Source organism: Cellvibrio sp. ARAG 10.3 (genome assembly GCF_051846955.1).
GTDB lineage: Bacteria > Pseudomonadota > Gammaproteobacteria > Pseudomonadales > Cellvibrionaceae > Cellvibrio.
In genome coordinates this window covers 600428-619803 of the sequence record NZ_JBPYCU010000001.1, presented here as the reverse complement: position 1 = coordinate 619803, position 19376 = coordinate 600428, and the positions used below count along the sequence as shown (strand labels likewise).

14 protein-coding genes and 1 pseudogene are annotated in these 19376 nt (G+C 52.1%); 7 read left to right on the top strand and 8 right to left on the bottom strand.

The annotated features are described in order from the left end of the window. Positions 1-108 precede the first annotated feature (108 nt). A complete protein-coding gene (locus ACSV5M_RS02620) occupies positions 109-1971 on the bottom strand; it encodes a sodium:solute symporter family protein (RefSeq protein WP_439173969.1) in 1863 nt (620 codons plus the stop codon). Between the two features lie 72 nt (positions 1972-2043). Between ACSV5M_RS02620 and ACSV5M_RS02615 the strand changes: the two genes are divergently transcribed. Then, complete coding sequence (locus ACSV5M_RS02615) at positions 2044-2196, top strand: hypothetical protein (protein ID WP_439173967.1); 153 nt, start codon at positions 2044-2046, stop codon at positions 2194-2196. Positions 2197-2407: 211 nt separating this feature from the next. Beyond that, a pseudogene (locus ACSV5M_RS02610) lies at positions 2408-3408 on the top strand (LacI family DNA-binding transcriptional regulator). 8 nt (positions 3409-3416) lie between these two features. Here the strand turns inward: ACSV5M_RS02610 and ACSV5M_RS02605 are convergent. The 5 genes from ACSV5M_RS02605 to ACSV5M_RS02585 form a co-directional block, all read right to left on the bottom strand. Then, the gene (locus tag ACSV5M_RS02605) at positions 3417-4580 is read right to left on the bottom strand and encodes an AGE family epimerase/isomerase (RefSeq protein ID WP_439173966.1); all 1164 of its coding nucleotides are present in this window, start codon (positions 4578-4580) and stop codon (positions 3417-3419) included. Between the two features lie 483 nt (positions 4581-5063). Continuing rightward, complete coding sequence (locus tag ACSV5M_RS02600; protein WP_439173964.1) at positions 5064-7610, bottom strand: sensor domain-containing protein; 2547 nt, start codon at positions 7608-7610, stop codon at positions 5064-5066. 299 nt (positions 7611-7909) lie between these two features. After that, positions 7910-10510 carry a cellulase family glycosylhydrolase gene (locus tag ACSV5M_RS02595; RefSeq protein ID WP_439173963.1) on the bottom strand — a complete coding sequence of 867 codons (2601 nt, stop codon included), beginning with the start codon at positions 10508-10510 and terminating at the stop codon, positions 7910-7912. 68 nt (positions 10511-10578) lie between these two features. After that, positions 10579-13728, bottom strand: coding sequence for a TonB-dependent receptor (locus ACSV5M_RS02590; protein ID WP_439173961.1), 3150 nt, complete (start codon positions 13726-13728; stop codon positions 10579-10581). Positions 13729-14497: 769 nt separating this feature from the next. Further along, positions 14498-15034: a glutathione peroxidase gene (locus ACSV5M_RS02585; RefSeq protein ID WP_439173960.1), complete on the bottom strand. Its 537-nt coding sequence runs from the start codon at positions 15032-15034 to the stop codon at positions 14498-14500. A gap of 88 nt (positions 15035-15122) precedes the next feature. Between ACSV5M_RS02585 and ACSV5M_RS02580 the strand changes: the two genes are divergently transcribed. Continuing rightward, positions 15123-15401 carry a hypothetical protein gene (locus ACSV5M_RS02580; protein WP_439173959.1) on the top strand — a complete coding sequence of 93 codons (279 nt, stop codon included), beginning with the start codon at positions 15123-15125 and terminating at the stop codon, positions 15399-15401. Between the two features lie 9 nt (positions 15402-15410). On the opposite strand, the gene cysQ is transcribed toward ACSV5M_RS02580, so the two are convergent. Continuing rightward, a complete protein-coding gene (gene cysQ, locus ACSV5M_RS02575) occupies positions 15411-16286 on the bottom strand; it encodes a 3'(2'),5'-bisphosphate nucleotidase CysQ (protein ID WP_439173957.1) in 876 nt (291 codons plus the stop codon). Beyond that, a complete protein-coding gene (gene nudE, locus ACSV5M_RS02570) occupies positions 16279-16827 on the bottom strand; it encodes an ADP compounds hydrolase NudE (protein WP_439173955.1) in 549 nt (182 codons plus the stop codon). Before nudE ends, cysQ begins: the two co-directional genes overlap by 8 nt. Before the next feature lie 53 nt (positions 16828-16880). On the opposite strand from nudE, the gene yrfG reads away from it, so the two are divergent. The 4 genes from yrfG (at position 16881) to hslO (ending at position 19375) form a co-directional block, all read left to right on the top strand. Next, on the top strand, positions 16881-17570 hold the full coding sequence (gene yrfG, locus ACSV5M_RS02565; protein WP_439173954.1) for a GMP/IMP nucleotidase: 690 nt from the start codon (positions 16881-16883) through the stop codon (positions 17568-17570). After that, complete coding sequence (locus ACSV5M_RS02560) at positions 17567-17968, top strand: RNA-binding S4 domain-containing protein (protein WP_439173952.1); 402 nt, start codon at positions 17567-17569, stop codon at positions 17966-17968. The genes yrfG and ACSV5M_RS02560 overlap by 4 nt, the downstream gene beginning before the upstream one ends. 5 nt (positions 17969-17973) lie before the next feature. After that, on the top strand, positions 17974-18420 hold the full coding sequence (locus ACSV5M_RS02555) for a DUF4124 domain-containing protein (RefSeq protein WP_439173950.1): 447 nt from the start codon (positions 17974-17976) through the stop codon (positions 18418-18420). Between the two features lie 67 nt (positions 18421-18487). Further along, a complete protein-coding gene (hslO, locus tag ACSV5M_RS02550; RefSeq protein ID WP_439173949.1) occupies positions 18488-19375 on the top strand; it encodes an Hsp33 family molecular chaperone HslO in 888 nt (295 codons plus the stop codon). Position 19376 lies beyond the last annotated feature (1 nt).

The window sequence follows — 19376 nt, the reverse complement described above, 5'->3', positions numbered from 1 at the left end:
GCAAACGTAACCGGTTACAAAAATCTGCCAAAAAAATTGCACCTTTTTGCTGTTGAACACTGCCCGGCAAGGTGCAACACCGGGCAGTGGCTTTGCATTGTTAAATGATCAGGGCTTACTTACACCCGTGTCATTTTGCGGCAAATAGCCCGCCGGCATATCGTCCGGATAATCTTTCAGTTTCACGTACCAGTTGCGCCACAGGAACAGGCTGGTCAGTGCCACCACGATCATCGAAATAATAAATTCCTGCCAGTGCTTGATCACCATAAAGATCGGTGCAGCCACCAGCGCGGTTTGCCAGACAATCCCGACGATCACGTTGATGGCGTCGCGCCCAAAGTCCGTGTTGGCTTTGAGCTCAGGATGATCTTTACGCGCGGCTTCCAATACCGGACCCCAGAAACCCCAGGGGCGCACTTTCAGGTAAAACTTTTTCAGCACTTCCATATCGTCCGGCTTGGTCGCGAGCGATGCACCGATACACACCAGCAAGCAAGCCGCGAACATAAAGGGGAATGCATTGATCGGATGAATGTCGGTAAAGATCAACGGCATGGCGATGGCAAAGCCGGTGATCATGCCCCAGAAATAACCGAAACCATTGAAGCGCCACCAGTACCACTTGAGCACGTTGGATGCCGTGTAAGCACCGAAGAGCGCACTCACGATCCACTGGATCACGGTGTTCAATGAAGGAATAAACAAACCAATGCCCACTCCCAGGATCACAAAGATCACGGAAACTATATAACTAAGATAGACATATTTTTTAGCGTCCGCATTGGGGTTGATGTAGCGCTTGTAAATATCGTTGACCACATAGGCCGGTGCGGCGTTGGTGGTGGCGGCAAAGGTCGACATAAAGGCGGCGAGCAAACCGGCGATCAACAAGCCGAGCAAACCGGTGGGAATATAATTTTTTAAGGCAAACGGCAGGATCTGTTCAAAATCCACATTGGGGCCCATCGCGCGCAGGTCGTCCATAAAAAACGCCAGCGCCAATACCGTTAAACCGGCGATCAGCATATAGCGCGGGAAGATCAGCACCACGTTCACAAACCAACTCATCTTGGCGGCTTCAACCGGCGTCTTGGCGGAGAGTACACGCTGCATATCATAGTTTGGCGCCGGGCCAGCCATGCTCAACAGCACACCTTTTAATACCATCAACATAAAGAAGATAGTAAACATGGAGTAACCGTCAGACAGGATTTTTTCATTGGCCGCAGGCAATACGTGGGACCAATCCAGATTCAGTTCCCAACCAAAAAATACACTGGTCCAGCCGTCGGGAATCACCGTTGCAAGCATCTCTGGCGACACCTGGTTCATGGCAATAATGCCCACCGCGATACAGGCAACCGTCATGATAAAAAATTGCAGCACTTCGGTGAATACCACGCTGAACATACCGCCTTTCACCACGTAAATCGTGGTCAATGCAGTGATGATCAAACCGTAGGCGACATCGTTCCAGTAAGGATCTGCGGAAAATTTCCATGGCAAAAATACCGAAGCAAATTTACCGATACCGATAAAACCGTAGGCCAGGAAACTCATCACACTGATCAGCGCAAACAGCACGACGACAAAGTGAGACAGTTTTGCGCCCGTGCCTTCACCGAAACGAAAGGTAATCCATTCCGCACCGGTCATCACACCAGAACGGCGCAACCATACGGACAAGAAAACCATCAGGAAGATTTGGTTGAAGACCGGCCATAACCAGGGAATGTAAACGCTGGTGAGACCGTAGACGAACAACAGGTAGACCAACCACATGGTCCCGCTGATGTCGAACATACCCGAGGCGTTGGACAAACCTAATTGCCACCAGGCCAATTTATTGCCGCCAAGGAAATAACTTTTGATGTCTTTGGAGGCGCGGCTTGAAATCCAGAAGCCGACCACCAATGTTGCCAGGATATATAACAGGATGATCGCAAGATCGAGAGTTGCCAGCTGCATGAGTACTTCCAATTATTATTGAGTGGCCGGTGGCCGTTAGTATGTTGTTCGCTGAAGCGAGCATTTTTTTGTATGCCGGTATCAATCGATCCTGCCGAGGACAAAGCGCGAAAATCTCGACCATTCGATGGCGACGCAGGTTCTGCCATCAACCTGGACGCCCGCGCAAACCTGCGCAATACCTGCGAGGCCACGCCCGATAAGGGCGGGCTGATAATGCCATGATGCCTGATAGCGATCAACTTACACTCAGAGATGCATAATGTAATCGGTTACAACTTTTTTTGCTAGTCAGAGTTGCAAACGTGTAGTAGATTTTCGATGTCACGGCACGTTTAAAGCGATAAATAAGCCGAAATTGTCATAACGTTTGTTACATAACGTCTGTTGCCGTTTCATACCAATCCTTGTTGAACCAGCGCCCAAGAGTCGTCCTATGTCGAATATTCGAGATGTTGCCCGCATAGCCGGAGTGTCGGTTGCTACCGTGTCCCGCGCCCTAAGCGCACCGGAAAAGGTATCCAAGAAAGCCTGGCCAAGGTCAAAACGGCTATCGCCCAGGTGGGTTACCGGCCCAACATGCTCGCGCGCAACTTCCGCTCCACCCGCTCCTATGCGGTGGTGGTACTGGTTCCGGATATCGCCAACCCCTTTTATTCCCTGTTTATTCGCGCCCTGGAAGATCGCGCGCAACAAAAAGGTTATGCGGTTCTGCTGGGCGATACACGCGGCACCTCGGAGCGCGAGCAGGACTATATTCGCCGCGTGGAAACCCGTCTGGCAGACGGCATCATCCAGTTGCGCCCCAGCTCGGAGAAAAGCCACAGCAATATTCCGCCGGGCATTGCCTGTGTGAATGCCTGTGGCTGCGAATTTACCACCGGCCCGTCCATTCGTATCGACAACCGCGCCGCGGCGCGCACCATGGTGGATTACCTGATTTCATTGGGCCACCGCCGCATCGGCGTGATCTCCGGCCTGAAAGATAACCCGCACACCATTGATCGACTGGAAGGCTACAAAGAAAGCCTGGCGTCCGCCGGTATTCCCTTTGATAAAGATTTAATTGCCGAAGGCGACTTCACCATGTGGTCAGGTCTGAACAGCGCCTTCCAGTTCTGCAATATGAAAGAACGCCCGACGGCGATTTTTTCCATGAACGACGAAATGGCCATCGGTGCAATGCAGACGTTGAAATCCCAGGGCATTCGCATCCCTGAAGATATGTCGGTCACCGGGTTTGACGATATCGCTTACGCCAAGTATTGCGATCCGAGCCTGACCACGATTTCGCAGCCGGCGGAAGAGATGGGCAAGATGGCGATGGATATGCTGTTGCGGCTGATTGAAGGCGAAACCCTCAGTCAGACCGTGTGTGTATTACCGACTGAATTTATCATCCGCAAAAGCACCGGCCCAGCACCGACGCACGCCTGAGCCGAGGCTCAGGCGTTATAGGTTTCGCAGTGATCCAACAACTCCATCGCCAGTACGATCAGGTGGTAGAGCGTACTGGCCGGTGCGACATCCACCACCACTTCATCGTCAGCACCACGTTGGTCCACATAGGCCCCGGGCGTTGATGCGCACAAGTAATAGGTAAATAAATCCTCCACGCCTTTCACTGCACGCTCGGTGGCTTTTGGGTCGCCCGCGCGGATCTGCACCAGGTTGGCTTTGATAAATTCCGTGAGCCCCCAGCAGCGCTTGTTGTGATCCAGCACGCGGCCATCGGGCATCACCGCATCGAACAGTAAACCGGATTTATCGACGCCGATCTCCAGCGCTTTGTTGTAGAGCGCATCGGTGTAACGCTTGACCGGGCGGCCGGAACGACGGCTGTACCAATCCAGCAACCACACCCATTCCATCATGTGACCGGGCTCCACCACATCGCCGCGTTCGTCGGCACAGCGGGTCCAGTCATCGTTGAAAAATTCGAGCAGGACTTGTTGGTGCGGATCAAAAAAACGGCTCTGGAATAGCGCAAATAATTCGCCCACCCGGGCCAACCATTTTGCATCCTGCGTCGCATCGTAAAGCGCTAAAAAAGCTTCAAACAAATGCATATGCGGGTTTTGTCGACGACAGGCATAGGCGTAGTCACCTTCGATCCAACCGCCGTAGTCCGCACCAAATTTAGCATCGAGATGGGCTACCAGCTTCTCTGCCTCGCGCAGTGCTGCTTCATCGCCAAAGGCGCGATAGCACCAGGCGTTGGCCAGCACAAAGAAGGCGTGATCGTAGAGATCCTGTTTGGTATCGATAACCGTGAAATGTTTGTCGAGCAGATGGGTATAACCGCCACCGGCGGTGGGATGGGCCGCACGCTGGTGAACAAAATTCAGCAGGCCGGTCGCCAGCGTCTGGCCCTGGGGACACCAGCCGCGATGATAGGCTGCCGCGTAAAAAAATGCTTGCCGTGCCTGGACCCGCACGCGGGTTTTGGCTTCCAGATCCGGTTGCCCGTCAGGCAGCAGGCGTTCGTAGTTAGCACCGGTTTCAGGGTCAAAACCGACCTTTTGCCACAAGGGCAAGGCCTGGTCCCTGATCCATATTTCCATACGGCGCGCCGCCGCGATCAATTGCTGAGTCATGTCCTGGGACATAGTTACTGCTTCCCTCATTGATTAAAGGTTCAGGCCACCAATAGCCGGGGGTGATTGTCGCACAAGCGAAAGCGCGCTTTCCAAAAAGCCACGCACATAAAAAAACCCCGGCAAGCCGGGGTAGGGTAGTAAACAACAGCAGGCTTAATGCATTACAACGGGGACTCACATCATCGAACAAAGAAATCGCCTGGAGCGATCGGGAGGAAACCTCCGCTTTACGTAACCGGTTTATAAAATAAAAACCAGAAAGGGCGCCATGTCGACGGAGGAATTATCACTGAAAATGTAATCGGTTTCAAACAGAAATCGCACTTTTATCCCAGACTTGTGCAGGCGGGCACGAATTGGGGCTGTTTTAACAACCCTTCGAAATGGATAGGTTAACGAGGATAGCGATGAGTTATGGATGGCGGCTTATGTAATTTTTTTACCGAAGCGGATGGGGAAATGGCGCGCGGGAAAACGCCCGCGCGCCACCGCTTAGCCCTTGCCGTTGATGTAGGCTTCCAACGCCGGCGCTTGCTGGCGCATAAAGGTCACAAACTCTTCCGGCGCAATGGGTTTACTGAAGTAGTAACCCTGGGACTGGTCGCAGGCGTGCTCGCGCAGGAAGGTCTCCTGCTCTTCGGTTTCAACGCCCTCGGCAATCACCGTCAGGCTCAGGGTCTTGCCCATGGCGATGATCGCCTCGGTAATGGCGCGATCCTCGCGATTTTGTGGAATATCGCGGATAAAGGAACTGTCCACCTTAAGGGTATCGATGGGGAAACGTTTGATCTGCGCCAGCGAGGAATAGCCCACGCCGAAGTCGTCTATCGCCAGGCGCACACCCAGGCTTTTAATGGCGGACAAGATACGAATGGCGCGCTCGGCGTCCTGCATTACCATGCCTTCGGTGATTTCCATCTCCAGCAGCCCCGGCTCCATGCCGGACTCTTCCAGAGCGGCAGCCACATCACTGATCAGACTGTCATCAAAAAATTGCCGCACCGACAGATTCACCGCCATACACAGGGGCGGTAACCCTTGTTTCATCCAGGCCACATTTTGTTCGCAGGCGGTTTTCAAAACCCAGCGTCCGATCAACACTATCAGGCCGGTTTCTTCTGCCAGGGGAATAAAATGGGCCGGCGACACAATGCCCAACTGCGGGTGTTGCCAACGCACCAGCGCTTCCACGCCGGCGATTTCTCCGGTCTTGAGGTTGCGCTTGGCCTGGTAGTGCAGGAAGAACTCATTGCGCTCCAGCGCCAGGCGTAAATTGTTTTCCATAATCAGGCGCTCAAGCGAGCGCGCCTTGATATCCGGCGAATAGAATTGGTAGTTGTTCTTGCCCTCTTCTTTCGCGCGGTACATGGCGATGTCCGCGTTCTTCATGATGGTATGTTCATCCTCGGCATCGTCCGGGTAGACGCAAATCCCGATACTGGCGGTCACCCGACATTCCTGGCCATACACCGATACCGGCTTGACCGCCGCCGATAAAATCTTGCGCGCAACCGTTGCCGCCTGCTCGGGGCTGTCGAGTTCCTGGATCAGGATGACAAACTCATCGCCACCCAGGCGCCCCACCACATCACTCGCCCGCAGACATTGCTTGAAGCGGCCCGCCATTTCGTTCAACAACAGATCGCCGGCTTCATGCCCGAGGGTATCGTTGATATTTTTAAAGCGATCCAGATCGATAAACAGCACCGCCAGTTTGCGCGTATTACGCCGCGCTGACTCGATGGCGAGATTGAGGATTTCGCTAAACATGAAGCGGTTGGGTAAGGAGGTCAGGCTGTCGTGGGTGGCGAGATACTGGATGCGTTCTTCCGAGGTTTTGCGGTCGGTAATATCGCGACCGATGCCGCGATAACCGCGAAATTCGCCCTTGGCGTTGAAGGCTGGCACGCCGGTCAGGCTGAGGTAACACGCGCGGCCATTGCCTTTGACATGGCGCAATTCGAGATCGCGAAAAGGTTTATGCTCGGCCACGACGGCATCGTGCTCATCCCACGAGCCGGAGAGGATTTCCGTGGTGGGCAAATCCCGCAGGGTTTTGCCCAACAACTCCTCACGCTGGAAACCGGACTTGCCATTGGGATCTTCCAGTTCAACAAAGGCGAGCTGCGCGTTCTGCTCCCAATACCAGTCCGACGAGAGCGCGGTCAGGCTGCGAAAGCGTTCTTCGCTTTCACGCAACGCCAGCTCCGCTTCGCGGCGCAGGGTGATATCGCGGCCAATGCCCACCAGACCCACAATATCACCCGCCTCATTGCGCACCGGCAATTTACTGGTCAGCAACCAGCGCATCTTGCCGGTCTGGTTATTGACTGCGGGCTCCTCCTGATTAAGCATGGGCTCGCCGGTTTGCAGAATGCGTTGTTCATCATCATAAAAGCGCTGGGCCATATCCGGCGGAAAGAAAGCAAAATCATCTTTGCCCAATAAATCCTGCGGTGTAGCACCCATACCGCGCGCTACCGCATTGTTCGCCAGCAGGAATTTACTCTGCGCGTCTTTGGCAAAGATACTGTCGGGTACCGAATCCACCAGGATGCGCATCAAATTACGCTCGTAGGCTAGTACCTCACTCAGCGCCTGCAACTCCGCCGTGCGCTTGGCCACGCGCTCTTCCAGTTCGGCATTGAGCTGGCGCACCTGGAGCGCTGCACGTTTGCTGGCGGTAATGTCGCGGGTAATCCCCATCGTGCCGATGATATTGCCGGCATCGTCACGCAAGGGCACCTTGGTCGTGGAATGCCAGCGCGACTCGCCGGTTTTTGCATCCACCACAATCTCTTCGCGATCCACCAGGGGCTCGCCGGAGCGCATCACCGCCTGGTCATCCTCGGCATAGCCCCGGGCGAGATCCGGCGGATTCAGGTCAAAATCGTTCTTACCCAAGATATCTTCCAGCGTCGCCGCACCCGCCATACGCAGAAATGCCTGATTACCAAAGGTAAAGCGCCCCTCACGGTCTTTCGCGTAAATCAAATCCGGGATGTTATCGCCCAAGGTGCGTAATACATTGCGTTCCATGGAGTTCTTCTTTCGACAAAATGACAGATCACCCCCCATTGTGAGCGGCGTTAACCCCAAGTATAGGCCAGGGTTGAGAAGAGACAGCGCTAAGTTGGCGCATTATTTATAACTTATTCGTATGGATAGGCGCGTAAAGTGGGGTTTAGGGTTGGATGGACTAGAAGCGGTGGGATGAAGGCAACACAGGAGTAACGCGGCGCCAGGTAGTCAAGCCACAAAACCCGAAAGCAAATCGCCCGGCCAACTGCCGGGCGATTGCCAAAGATGGGAAGCAGGTTTAACAGCTTCCGGAACGTTTATTCAGCAGCTTCTTCATCTGGAATACTGCCTAACAGCGTTTCTACGATGCCGCCTTTACCTAAAACAATCTCTACACCCCGATCAGTAATACCAGCCAAAGAATTGATGGTGGTGGTCATGTCCCATCCGGCAAATTCGCTGGCGTTTCCGTACCAGGACCAGGCTGCCCAGCTGAAGGGGGCGGAGCGTTGGCTGATCGCAAATTTGCCTGCGTAATCATCAGCGACAATGCCACCCTCAGCAATATCGACAGCAACTGATTCCCCTTGGTGCACGTAATGGAAATCAACCAACGCGCGGACCTCTTCTTCCTTTTCAACCTCGATCAGCCCTTCGAAAATAACTTCATCAATCTGAATGGGATCATTCATCGGTAAGCTGCCGCCCTCAAGCATAAAAGAGAAACCAATATGCTTGGGAGCCCCGACGCGGGAGAAAGCTTCGGGGAATGCGACTTCAACATCAAAATCGTTCCAGTCACCGTAGGTCAATTCATCCCCGCTCAGATTGATCACTTCAAAGTGATTTGCCCAGCCAGAATCCTGCATGTAGAACTGCAAATTGAAGCCTGTCCCTTCTAGCGAAGCGGGCAGAAAGACGCGTGTCTTCACCACGAACGGATCCTGGAGGTTTAATTTCTCTACTGAATCAATATTACCTTTCTGGATATCAATTCGTGCGGTGCCCGGATCTTTGGGCGTGACATTCATAACGCCATTACTGACATCAACATTTGCTGCACCTCCCCAACTGATATAAGCCCACCCATCTGCATCCGCATCAAACGTACCGCTGTATTGCACACCGTATTCATATGCACTTTCTTCAACAGTGGAGATCACGATATCGTCGAAGAGAATCGCTTCATCGGGCTCAGCAATGACAGTATCGGTTCTCCCGATATTGCCCATCTGGAAGCCCATGGATGTGCTGCCAGCAGGGAAGGTTGCATCGACAGAAATCTCTGCCCATTCACCATAAGCAAATCCTTCAGCCCCAACGTTTGTGGACTCAGCCCACGCCCCGTTTTCATCGTTAAAGAACTTAAAATAAATCCAGGAACCCTGGTATGCCTCCGGCACAAATACCTTGGCCGAAATACGCACTGGCTTGGAGAAATCGACAGCGGAGAGCCCTGTTACCTTACCGACAGCCTCGCCCCCCTCACTGGGCATCGCTTGCATTACGCCATCACCATAGGAGATAGTGCCGGCCCATCCAGTACCCCAACCTTGCAGATCCGTATCAAAAGTCATACTGGCCATCTCAATAGCGGCGCTGCTATTAATCACACGCAAGTTATCCAGCTGAATTTTTCCACCAACCTCAACCGGCTTACCATTGGCAATCAATTCAATACCGATGCGTGCTACCTGGGTAATATCAAATGCATCGGAAGCCCAGCCAAAAGAGCCTTTATTTTTGACCGTATATTTGCGGCTGTTCCAGGTGCCTACATCAAAGTTCTCAACCGTGTGCCATGAAAGATTTGCATATTCGCCGTTAACGTCGCGAAGATATAATTGCATGCCCATTTGCGGGTATTCGGCAAAGCTTTCGTCAATGTGAATCTCAAAAGCAATTTCTGAATTGGTCGCATCAACCGGTTCGCCGAAGGGAACCATAATGCCCGCTTTGTCATCGGGTGTTTTCCACTGGGTGTCAATTTCCAGCGCATAGTCACCTGCACCTCGCTCAAGAATATGGTGCAGCTTGACGGGACTATCACCTAAATCTGAACCACCAAATTCGCTGACAATCACAGGCACGTTCTGGCTGGTGATTCTGGCGATACCGTAATCAATCTTGGTGCGATTATTCCAGGTTGAACCATAAGCATGAACCGAGAACACCAGATTTTTTTGTTCATCTGCCGCCATCAATTCGGTTGCACGAATAGACTCAAACGCGTGGAAGTCCTCCCCACACCCAGGAGCATCGATCACTATTGGAAATTTCAATCCTGCACGACGGAATTGTCTGATGACTGCTTTATGCGTATCAATGTAAGTGCGGTAACCAAAACTGGATCCATTGAAGACGGCTTTCGGCCCCCACCCGCTAGCCATGTTGACCATGATCTTATCTTGGTAACGATCCTGGGCGATGATCGGCAACCATTCTTCCAACCATAAATCTTCTACAGCTTCGGTAAACAGCGCTTCATCATCGTTACATTTCAGGTTGGGACTGTTTAAGGTGAGAATTGCTGCCATATTATTTTCAATGGCCATATTCAACGCGGCTTCCAGTTCGACTTCGCTCGTTTCTTCACTTAACTGGATACGCACGAAGTTCGCACCGGTTTCAGCAATGGCTGGAAAAGCCGAAATCATTTGCAATGGATTATCGCTGTATTGCAGGTTAACACCGCGCACAATTGTTTCGTTACCGTCGGCCCAATAAATCCTGGTGCCTTCGGTTTTCATTACCGGCGCATTTTCGGAAGGGCGTGGGCGCGTTAAATCTTCAGTCACTTCTTCAGGAATTAATTTGTGATCATCAGCGTCGGATGAGCCGAGCATGTCGCCGCCACCGCAGCCGTGCAATACCATTGCGCTGGTCAGCAGCGCTAACAAATGCAGTTTGGTTTTCATAGGAAACTCCATCATTAATCTTTATTGTTGTTATGCGGCACCGATAGCGCCGCACAAATGCATATCAGTTAGAAAGAAAGGTTCACACCGGCTGAGTAGCGTGCTTCCTGTACCCAAAGCGAATGGAACTGATCTTCGTATTGCGCATAACTTTTACGACTTTGTTCAGTCAGGTTGGTACCGTTGAGGAAGAAGCTCACATGCTCGTTCAGCCAATAGCTGACCGACAGATCGAGATAGCCGGCAGGCTCAAGCCATTGCGCCATATTCAATACCGCCGCATTGGAATTCACACCCACCATGCCCAGGTATTCTTCACTGCGCCAGTTGTATGCCAGACGCACGTTCAGGCCGGCGTGGTCATACCACAAAATCATGTTGGTTTGATGTTCAGAGTTGGACACCAGCGGCAAGGTATTACCCTCAACATCAACATCTTCTGATTCGCTGTGTGAATAGGTGTAGTTAAATTCCGCACCAAATTTATTGAGGATATTGTTCTCAAAGAATGAGAAGGGTTGCTTGTAACCAAATTCAACGCCGTACAAATCAGATGCGCCGACGTTTTGCGTGGTCCAGATATTGGCCAGGCGTCCGCGATCAATGCCATCCATATCCAGGAAGCGACGCTGCTCCTGGAATGACTGTACCGCTTGCTCAACATCAATCATGAACAGACCAACCCCGAGAATAGCATTTTCATCAAAATACCATTCGCTGGAAAAGTTATAGACGTTCGCTAACCAGGGTTCGATATCGGGATTACCGCGATCATCACCACCACCGATACAACCGACAGTGTCTTGCATTTCACCACCGGTTGATGGATTCGGCACCATGACAGGATCGCCGTTTTCGTAGGTTTTTGGACACTGTTGATACCACAGCGCCATGGACGCGCCGACATTTTCCAAGTCATTTCGCGTCATGGTGCGCGCAGCAGCCAGGCGCACAACAGTGTCATCCGTTGGAAAAATATTCAGGTTAAACGACGGTAATATTTCCGTTTTTGAATTGGTGAAACGCTCAACGTCATATACGTAAGCAATTTTTTGCCAATCGTCGTAACCGATGGAGTTGAAGGAATCCAGCACTTCCGGCACAACACTTTTGTCCACTTCACGATCAACCTGTGCCACCTGAATACCGATATTGGCGTTGTAGGGCAAACCAAAAAGGCCTTCGTTGTCATTGGCGAAATTAAATTGCACATAAGCGTTTATCGAATCTTCCTGCACACGGTAGGTGTAGCCAGGATCATTCACAGTACGCGTGCCGGGATACAAGCGGTTCATAAATTCGTATGGGTTGTCCCACTGGTCGGGCGCCAAAGCAGCTACGCCACCTTCAAAGCCCTTAATCGGACCAAAATCATAGAAAGCCACGGTATCCGCACCGGAAAAGCCGTTGTCCTGCAAGCCGCCGATATCAATCAGGCTGACGTTGGTTTCGGCATAATCAAATTTGAGCCAGTTAGGGAATTTCTGCCAAATCAGGTTGCCCGGCAATAGGCGATAGCGTTTATCAGCGGGTACACGAGGGTCTTCCCAATCGGTGTAGCGACCGGTAGGTGTTACATAATTAAATTTGTTATGGCTGGCTTCACGAATGCCGTAACGAACACCAGCATCAACAGATTCGAAATGACCATGATCTACGCTGAACTTCACATCAAAACGCGCTGCGTTTAGATCTGCGTCGATATTTTTTCCTTCGGCAAAGCCTTGATATTGTTTCAGCACGCTCGGATCAGACAAATCGCCTTCCCACGCGAATGAAGGATATTCGCCGGTGTAATCCACCGTCACGTTAAAACCGTCAACCGGATCCTTGCCGGGAAATTCATCTTCATCTACCCATAACCATGCTGGCGTCCCCTGCTGGAAAGTAGCTTCGCGGTATTGTTGTTCTGCCTTGGCATGAATAACCCGGAAGCTTGCTTCGAGGCTCTCGTTATTGGTGTAGTTCACTTCAAAATTGCTGTTGTAGGCTGCCGTCTTGGTAATCTTGCTGGTCGACGACGTTTGGAAATCTGCCGCCCATACATCCACCACCTGCAAGGCATAAAGATCACGGGTTTGTGTTACACCATCGTTATCAACGAATGAAATCGTTGAGCCAAAGTTCACCTCTCCGCTACGGATTGCGTCATAGATTTCCTGATTGTTCTGTGCAGCCGTACCATTTTGCTCAAAAGATTCCGGCGTGTGCTTGCCGTTAAATCCGGCTTTTACACCACGGTTGTACTGATCCATTTCGGTATAGAAGAAATCACCGCGCACTGACCAGTTTTCATTGATATCAAAGAGAGCGCTGATAGAACCACCGGTACGTTCACGCTCCATAAATTGGCTGGAAGCTCCGAACTCTCCAGGCACGACATACCAATCGTTAACGAGGTCGCCATCACCATTGAGATCGTATTTATCTGTCGGCATGCCGCCTTGCGAATCGAGAAACCCTAGCCTCTGATCCTCATACATCGAATAGTTAGCGTTATAGGTATTGGAGTTATACAAGCTGGTAACAACCGAAAAGTTTTCACCGTTATTGAATCCAAACACGAGACCTGCGGTGTAATCCGGATCACGCCACTCTTTGGAACCGTCTTCCTGAATCTCGCGACTGGAGTAACGTCCGCCTGCGCCTTCAAGACGCACGCGCGTGGTGAAACCTTCTTCCAATGTAGACGGATCAAGGGTTTTTAAATCCACCACACCCGAGATGCCCCCAGCCAGCATATTGGCGGATTGCGATTTATACACATCCACACCGGAAATCATGCCAGCCGGAATATCAGAATAATTTGCCTGGACTTCAGTAATGGCCCAGGGGCTCAGAAATTGTTCGCCATTCAGGGTCGTTAATACTTGCGGCATACCGCGAATATTTAACGAGGTGCCCTCACCTGCTTCACGGGTAATTTGCACACCGGTTACACGCTGCAATGAGTCCGTAATGGTGACATCGGGCAATTTGCCTATGTCTTCCGCCACGATGGAATCCACCACGGTTCTGGAATTACGTTTGATATCAATCGCCTTGGCCTGCGATGCACGTACACCGCGAACCACAATCTCTTCGATGTTTTCACCCAGGTCTTCACTCGTCGTGGGTGCCTCTTCCTGCGCGTAGAGGTTGCCGCCGGACAAGGTGCAACCGATCGCCAGTGCGAGTAGTTTTTTGCGCGTGTTGATACTGCTGTTTTTATACATCATGGGCTTCCTCTTATCGTTATCTCGCATTTTTTTACTTTATGGGTGTAATAGGCGCACAAGCCTCCTGACGGACTGATCAGGCGTAACCAGTCGCAGAAACTTGAGCGGTAAAATCAGAAAAGGGGATTTAGTCGGTCTGCAATCGCTGCGGCGAATCCGAACCAAAAGCTGATAAACCCATTGCGTAAACGCAGGGCCATCGGGAGGTGTTGTGCAGGGTGTTTGCGTGCATGGTAGTGATTCTCCAGGTGCATTTATTGTTATTGCTTTGTTCACAGATTCTGGCGATCTGCTGTTTTGTTCGTTGCTTGTTCTGCGGCGCAACGCTGGCTGACTCAGGGCCAACCCATTTATATGATCACGCCGGTGGACTTTAATATGGCTCAATCTGTAACCGGTTTCAAGAAAAGTTTATTTAGCCGTCAACGAAGCAGCGGCCATTTCCCGGCATAGAACCGGCGGTGCATACGCAGGGATAAAGTCTTCAATTTCAGGGGTTATTAGCATTCTGTTGCGATGAAACCCGCACCAATACTGGGTTTGGCAGGGTCGGGCCATATCAGGTAGATGGCAGAGAAGGAGGCGCAAAAATGAATACGGTTTCAAAAATCCGCGAATTTAAATAAGGATTGGCTATAAAAGAACAGAAAAGGACGGCAAAAATATTCTATTGCGTCACAGGGACGGAGGGAACTTTGTCATGTTCGGCCAAAGAAAGCGCCATTAAGCGAACCTGATCCTGCGGAGCGGGACCAGGTTCGGTGATGGATTAAAGCAGTTTTTCAATGGCACCGGTCAGCGCCTTGTCTTCCGGTTTCACGCCGCTGCCGAAGTGCTGAACGATCTTGCCGTCTTTGTCCAACAGGTATTTGTTGAAATTCCATTTAGGCTCGGTGGTAGCTTTGGCCAGGGATTTAAACAGGGTGTTGGCTTCGTCGCCGCGCACATGGGTGGGGGCAAACATGGTGAAGGTCACGCCGAAGTTTTCAAAGCAGATGGTGGCCGCTTCTTCTTCATTCTTGGCCTCCTGGTTGAAGTCGTCACTGGCAAAACCCACCACTACCAGGCCCTTATCGCGATATTTCTGGCTCAGCGCTTCCAGCCCTTTGAATTGCTTGGTGTAACCGCAATGGCTGGCGGTATTGACCACCAACACGGGTTTGCCTTCGGTCAGTTTGCACAGGTCGATATCCTTGGTGGAGTGCAACTGGCGATACTCGCCCTGTAGATAATCCGGGCAGGCGGCGAGTAACGGGCCGGATAACAACAGCAACGCAAGACCGCCAAAAAAGGCTTGTGATTTCATGGGAAAATCCTCTGGATTAATGGTAGAGACGCGTTAGTATTAGGCGCTGAAATCGAACACAGCATACACACTTATACGGAAAATCTTCATGAAGGCATCACTGCGCAAACTCTTTTCACCCCTGTTGAATCCCCTTGAGCGCGGCGATGAACCTTATGTTTATAAACCTTTGAGTCGCAAGATACTCCTGGCGGTTAGCCTGCTTTTTTCAGTGATGTGCGCCGCACTGGTGTATCTGATGCCCGCCGATGCCGACAAGGGTTACCTGATTCCGGTGGTGGTCTTCGGCCTGGTGGCCGCCGTTGGTTTTATTGTCGGCCTGCTGGGCAACGAGCGTGCGGTGGCGAAGATCTGGGGCAACCGTTAAATCATGTCGTTAAGATCGTTTTAACAGAGCCGGCCAATCCAGATTGACATCACCCACCGCATAAAAATCCGGATTGATCACATCGTCTTTATCGTTGTACACCAGCGGACTCAACCAGGCTCCGGCGCTTTCATCTGCATTGACCACCGCCCCACCGGCTGCCTCCAGCACGGCCTGCGCGGCAGCGGTATCCCATTCGGAGGTCGGCGCCAGGCGCGGATAAAAATCCGCCAGCCCTTCGGCGATCTGACAAAACTTTAACGAACTGCCCGCGTTGGTCAAGGCCACCCGGCCAGTCCACCGTTGCCGTAATTGGTCCACCAATGCATTGACTGCGCCCGTACCATGGCGGTGGCTGGCCAACACCACCAGCGTATTATCATCCCGCGCCTGGGCGAGCGAGCGGACCCGAATGCGGGTCGCAGGGTGATCTTCACAGTATTTCCAGGCGCCGTTGTATTGCGCAGACCCGGATGCGGCAACGCCCAGATAGGTTATCTGCCGGGCTGGCAGGTGGACCACGCCAAGCACTGGCTTGCCCGCTTCGATCAAGGCAATGTTGACCGTGAACTCCCCGCTGCGCAGGATAAATTCCTTGGTACCGTCGAGCGGATCAACCAGCCAGTAACGCGTCCAGGTCTGGCGTTCGGAGGCTGGCGGCACAGGCGCCTCTTCGGAAATCATCGGCAGGTCGAGTAAACGCGCCAGGCCCGCCGCGATGATGTCATGGGCCGCGATATCGGCGCGGGTTACCGGTGACTCGTCGGCTTTTTGTTCAATGCCGAATTCTGCGCTGGTATAGACCGCCATGATGGCATCACCCGCCGCGCGCGCCAGCGTGATCAGTGCGTCGATCAGGCCTCCATCAAGTGGTTGTTTATCCATGGACCAGTAGCCACTCGCGCGCCAGGAATAACGCGGCAATGGACCGGCCTTCACAGAAGTCGGGGCGCGCCACCAGATTCACCAGATCTTTCATGGGATAGGGCACCACCTCGATGGGCTCGGGTTCATCGCCGGGCAAACGCTCCGGATATAAATCCCGCGCCAGCAGAATGTTGATGCCATGCTCCATATACGCCGGTGATAAATTCACGCGCTTTAATAACTGCAAATCCCGCGCGCCGTAGCCAACCTCTTCTTTCAGTTCACGATTGGCCGCTTCCATCAGGGTTTCGCCTTTATCGATAGCCCCTTTGGGTAACGCGAGGTGGTAATCCTCGATACCGGCTGCGTATTCACGCACCAACAACACCGTCTCGTCATCCAGCATAGGCACCATCAGCACTGCGCCGGGGCCACCGCTGCACAATTTTTCGTAGATGCGTTCTTCGCCGTTACTGAACCGCAAATGCAATTCGTCTGCGCGAAACAAGCGGCTGCGCGCCACGGTCTGACGCTTTAATATCTCGGGTTTTGTCGGCATACTTAGCCCTGAATTTTTGCAGGATTTACCCGCACCAGAGTGAATAACCACTGATGATTAACTGGCACGATATAGACACAGTGTTACTGGATATGGATGGTACCTTGCTGGACCTCCATTTCGACAACTATTTTTGGCTGGATTATCTGCCACAGCGATACGCAGAAATTCGCCAGCTGGATCTGCGAGTGGCCCGCGAACACCTGGAAGATCATATTCGTCGCCACGAAGGCACACTCAAATGGTACTGCCTGGAATTCTGGTCCGATGCCCTGCAAGTGGATATTCGCAGCCTGAAAGCGGAGATCAAACACAAAATTCGCATGCGTCCCCATGTGGAGGAATTTCTCACACGCCTGCGCCAGCATAGCAAAAAACTCTTGCTGGTAACCAATGCTCATCCACAAAGTTTATCGCTTAAACTGGAAGTTACCGCCATTGATCGCTGGCTGGATATCATCATCTCATCCCACGAATTCCAGCACCCCAAAGAGAATCAGGAATTCTGGCAACGGCTGCAAGCGCGCGAACAATTTGACCCGGCGCGCACCTTGTTTGTGGATGATACGGTGCGCATCCTCGATTCAGCCAAACAGTTCGGTATTGGTCACCTCTTGTGTATTCATCAACCGGACAGTCAAACAGCGCGGCGTATTGAAGGCTATCCGGCGATCCATCATTTTGATGAAATCATGCCGCCCCCACCGGGTGGCAGCGGTTTGCTAGAGGTGAAAGCCTTATGATGACCACCGAAGGCAAAGTGCGAATCGATAAATGGTTATGGGCCGCGCGCTTTTTTAAAACCCGCAGCCTGGCCAAGCAAGCGATTGAAGGCGGCAAGATTCACTGCGACGGCCACCGTGTGAAAGCCAGTAAGGAAATTACCACCGGGCTTTATTTAACCATCCGTCAGGACCTGGATGAAAAAACTGTCCTGGTAACCGGGTTATCGGAACAGCGACGCGGCGCACCGGAAGCGGCACTCTTGTATCAGGAAACCGAAGAAAGTCGCACGCAACGTGAAGAACGCGCCGCGCAACGCAAGGCGGGCATGGGCAGCTACATCATCAGCGACCATCGCCCCAACAAAAAGGAACGTCGGCAAATCCACCGCTTTGAACGTAAACATCTGGATGATTGATACCTATGAAAATCCATCGCCATTTATTTGCTGCACTGGGATTGTTCAGTGCACTGGTTGCTTCCATGCCCCACGCAGAGGTGTATCGCTGGGTTGATGAAAATGGCAAGACGCACTACAGCGACAAAAAGCCGAAGACAGAGGCGGAAGATATTACCCAGGCGATAAAAAAACAAAATATCGACACCAGCATCGAAGAGCAACGCAAGCTACAGGACATTTTCCGCCCCGAGAATGAAGCGGATCGTGAATATCACCGCCAGCAGCAATTGAAAAACCAACCGACGCCCGAAGATATACAGCACTGCAATAATCTTCGCCATTACCTGAACAAGATAGACGGCAGAGTGCAATTTATTGACGAAGACGGTAAAGCGGTTCCGGTAACCGAGAAACAGCGTCAACAACGTGTTGAAGAGGTGCAAGGCTACCTGGCCGAGCACTGCAACTGAGTCCCTTTAATCGAATGATCTCCAGCGCACCTGATGGTGCCACACTTCTTTCTTGATGGTTTATACAATGACACCCAGCAATGATTTACTGCACCGCTTTATGTTTGATGAATACGATATTCGCGGCGAGATTGTCACCCTAGGCGATAGTTATCGCGAAATCATGCAGAACAATCCCTACGCCACCAGCGTTAAACATTTATTGGGCGAATTCCTCGCGGCGGCCAGTTTGCTTTCCAGCACCCTGAAGTTCGATGGCATGATCATCCTGCAAGCGCGCGGCAACGGTCCTATCAGCACCATCATGGCGGAATGTAGTAATCATAAAAATTTGCGCGGCATTGTGCGGCTTAATCCGGATATTGAATTAACCGAAGCACAGCAGCAGTCAGCGGACATGCAGACCCTGCTCGGCGAAGGTGTACTGGCCATTACCATTGAGCCGAAACGCGGTGAACGCTACCAAGGCATAGTGCCTATGGACAGCGCGAGATTAGCGGGTTGCCTGGAACATTATTTTCATCAGTCCGAGCAACTGCCAACCCGTTTGTGGTTTGCCGCCGACGGCGCCCATGCGAGCGGTCTCCTGTTGCAAGCGCTGCCTCGCCAGGTCAACACAAGCCAGGAAGATAACGAAGATCAGTGGGAAACCTTATCAGCCTTAGCCGACACTTTATCCGACGATGAGCTGCTGAACCTCGATCACGAGACCTTGCTGTATCGTTTGTTCCATGAGCATCAGGTGCGCCTGTTTGATCCCAGCGCGCTAACCTTTTCCTGCAGCTGTTCCCGTGAGCGAACCGGCAATGCGCTGGTGTCTATCGGGCGGGATGAAGTGGAAAAATTATTGGTAGAGAATGGCCACATTGATGTGGATTGCCAGTTCTGCAATCAGCATTATCATTTTGACGCGGCGGCGGTTCGTGCGTTGTTTGGGGATACCACATTGCACTAAA